Origin of the sequence: uncultured Olegusella sp. (assembly GCF_947253395.1) — a bacterium.
In the GTDB taxonomy this organism is placed as follows: domain Bacteria; phylum Actinomycetota; class Coriobacteriia; order Coriobacteriales; family Atopobiaceae; genus Olegusella.
Genome location: NZ_CAMXYY010000143.1, coordinates 1 through 3211, shown reverse-complemented (window position 1 = coordinate 3211; position 3211 = coordinate 1). Strand labels below are relative to the sequence as shown.

Annotated in this window: 4 protein-coding genes and 1 pseudogene; all 5 read right to left on the bottom strand. The window is 49.5% G+C overall.

Annotated elements, in window-relative coordinates:
• Positions 1 to 684: pseudogene (locus Q0X25_RS08070) on the bottom strand (acetate kinase); the annotation flags it as partial.
• A gap of 90 nt (positions 685 to 774) precedes the next feature.
• Positions 775 to 1122 carry an HIT domain-containing protein gene (locus tag Q0X25_RS08065; protein ID WP_298581018.1) on the bottom strand — a complete coding sequence of 116 codons (348 nt, stop codon included), beginning with the start codon at positions 1120 to 1122 and terminating at the stop codon, positions 775 to 777.
• A 36-nt stretch (positions 1123 to 1158) separates the two neighbouring features.
• Positions 1159 to 1422 (bottom strand): exodeoxyribonuclease VII small subunit, encoded by a 264-nt coding sequence (gene xseB / locus Q0X25_RS08060; protein WP_298581015.1) that lies wholly within the window; start codon positions 1420 to 1422, stop codon positions 1159 to 1161.
• A 2-nt stretch (positions 1423 to 1424) separates the two neighbouring features.
• Positions 1425 to 2846, bottom strand: coding sequence for an exodeoxyribonuclease VII large subunit (xseA, locus tag Q0X25_RS08055; RefSeq protein WP_298581012.1), 1422 nt, complete (start codon positions 2844 to 2846; stop codon positions 1425 to 1427).
• Between the two features lies 1 nt (position 2847).
• The coding region (locus Q0X25_RS08050; protein WP_298581009.1) for a zinc metallopeptidase at positions 2848 to 3211 on the bottom strand (364 nt) is incomplete at its 5' end.

The following is a 3211-nucleotide window of genomic DNA, read 5'->3' as shown; positions in this document are numbered from 1 at the left end:
GATGAGGCCATCAAGTGGCGTTAGACCCATTGTAGTGTCCATATCCTTGCCATCTTCAATAGCACAAAGGGAAGCGCCTGAACCCAAGTGGCAGCTTACCAACTTGTGAGTTGTATGATTGGTGAACTCATCAACGGTACGCCAGATAAAACGATGGCTGGTACCATGGGCACCGTACTTACGGATATGCAGCTTATCAACCACATCACGGGGCAGAGCATAGCGATGAGCACGCTCAGGGATGGAATAGTGGAAAGCAGAATCTGCGACGATAACATTACCAATACCGGGATAAAGGTCGCGGCACATCTCGATAACATCCGCCTCAGCATAGTTATGAAGCGGAGCCAAAGGAGCAACCTCGCGGACCCAAGCCAGCGTCTCATCGGTAACAACCTTGGATTCGGGGAAATACCAGCCACCCTGAACAACACGATGGCCAATACCATCTACGGTTTTGCCGAGCTTGCTCAAAATTTCGTTGACATACTTCATAGCGGTCTTGTGGTCGGGAAGTTCAACGACGAGCTTTTGCTTGTCGCTGCCCATCTCCTCATGCCCGATGAAAGAGCCGTCAATACCAATACGCTCGCAGTTACCCTTTGCATACACCTTGCGGGTATCAACATCGAGCAGCTGATATTTCAAAGATGAGCTACCAGCATTAATGACCAGGACGTTCATGAATCTCCTCTCGCGGTGCAGATAAGCCTCATTTATCATACGCCAATAGAAAGAAGCTCTTGCCAACGACAAGAGCTTCTTTGCAAACCCTTATACCTCAGGAAGCAATCCTTCACCTAGTGACCTGCCGCCCAACAGATGCAAATGTAAGTGCATTACTGTCTGACCCGCAGCAGCCCCTGTATTGGCAAGCACTCTAAAGCCCGTCTTGTCCACACCCGTAATACGTGCAACCTCTTCTATGGCATGATTAAGCGCAACGATAAGCTCGGCAGGCACATGGTCAATGAGATTGTCATAGTGAGCCTTGGGAACAATTAATACGTGTACGGGCGCCTGAGGGTTAAGGTCGTTAAAGGCGCAGACTAAATCATCCTCATACACATAGCTGCCCTCAATTTCGTGATTGGCAATTTTACAAAAGATACAATCGTCCACAGCACTCCCCTTTCCTCACAAAATATAGACGGCAGGTTAGTCTTCATTCAAAAATGCAGTCGCAGGAGCAGCTGTGGTATCGGTAGTAGTTGTCTGGTCAGAAGAAAGCAATACCTCTACACGTTGCTCAGCATGAGCAAGACGCTTTCTTAAATCGGCCAACAGCTCAACACCACGACTATAGCGAGCCAGGGCATCTTCCAATTCCAAATCGCCCGCCTCAAGCGCACGGACAATTTGTTCAAGCTCAATGGAGGCTTCCTTAAAACTCAATTCTTCTATTTTTTTGTCTTCTGCCATGGCTACTTTCCTTTCGTATTAAAAGCAAGATTCGACTCATTGCTCACGTTGCTAATTTGAGCGCAAGCAGAACCTTTGCGCAAACGCAAGGTGACACGATCTCCCTGCTTGAGTTGGGCTGCATCAGTTACCACATGTCCCTCGCAAGTCTGAACAAGCGAATAGCCACGTCCTAACACCCGCAAGGGTGAAAGCGCATCAAGCGTTGCTGCCGCATGCGTTAGCTGCTGCTGATAAGGACGCAAAAGCCGCTGCCCTATAGCATCAAGGCGAGTCTTATGATCATTTGTTTTGCCCTGCAGCGCAAGCATCATGCGCGGCATAGCGTCGTGCAGGCGCTCGGCACTCAGCTCAAGACTCTCCATGGGTTCACGAACAATAGCGAGGGGATCGTGTAGACAGCGATGAGCAGCAAGAGCCTCAATTTCTTGCGCTTTTTTGCTCAGTTCGCGTTCAATCAAAAGCTTGGAAGAGTCACCAAGCATCAAAATATACTGCTTGCTCTTTATCAGCATGCTTGACAGAGACTGTCCAAGACGAATCTGTCTGCCATTAAGAGTAGTTTCCAACTCATTCATTGCAGGTGCAACAGACTCAGCGGCAGCAGTGGGGGTAGAACAGCGACGATCAGAAACCATGTCGCAAATAGAGGTATCTGGCTCATGGCCAATACCCGTAATCACAGGCACGGGGCAGGCAGCCACCGCACGCGCCAGTGCCTCATCGTTGAAGGTCATCAGATCTTCAAAAGAACCGCCGCCGCGCACCAATAAAATCGCATCAGGATGTGCCGCTGCCGCAAGCTCTAAGGCATCAATAATAGTTGAAGCGGCACCCGGACCTTGCACGGTACAGCCCGCAGCCTGAATTGTCACCAAGGGATTGCGACGGGCAAGTGTGCGCTTTACATCATCAATAACTGCACCAGAAAGCGAAGTCACGACACAGACCCGTTCGCAAAACAGGGGAATTTTGCGTTTGCGAGCAGGATCCATCAGTCCCTCATGCTGCAGTTTGCGGGCAAGCTCGGCTACCTGTTGACGCAAAGCACCCTCACCAGCCAGCTTCATCGAGCTGATATTGAAGGAAAGACTACCTTTCTTGTCATAGACTTGAAAACTACCTGTAGCCTCTACCTGCAGACCATCTCGCAAATCAAAGGAAAGTCTCTGAAAGCTTCCACGCCACATAGTGACATCCATTGCAGAGGATTTATCTTTGAGCTGAAAATAACAGTGGCCACTGCGAGCATTAGGGCCATGAAAACCCGTCACCTCGCCCAAAACAGTCAGGCGGGGAAGCTCGGATATTTTTAACTTCGCAAGGCTCACCGCTTCGGCAACTGAATAGCTAGATTTTTCTTCTGCAACGGTCTGCTCAGGCACAACTCTGGGTTCTTCTCCGCATTCCCAATTCCAGCCCACCTTAACGCTCCCTTACGCGACTCGCATAATATAAAAATTGCAGAATCGAGATTAATGCAGCGGCTACATAGGTGAGCGCTGCTGCAGTAAGCACTTTGCGAGCACCGCGCTCATCAAGAGCAGAACCGCTCTGCCCCAGATACGCAATTGCACGCCTTGAAGCATCAATCTCAACGGGTAAGGTTACCAGCTGGAATACAACTGAGAAGGCAAAAAGCAGAACAGCTATCTTGGCAAGACCAAACATGCCCGTAATAAGACCAAACATAAAAAGAAAAACCCAAGCTTGTTGTGTGAAATTGACCACAGGCACAATTGCGGTACGAATCTTCATCGGAACGTAATCATTGGCGTTTTGCACCGCA

What these genes read in the sequence shown, in the direction of transcription:
- xseB (WP_298581015.1), bottom strand. Translation starts at nt 1,422, where the DNA reads ATGGCAGAAGACAAAAAAATAGAAGAATTGAGTTTTAAGGAAGCCTCC.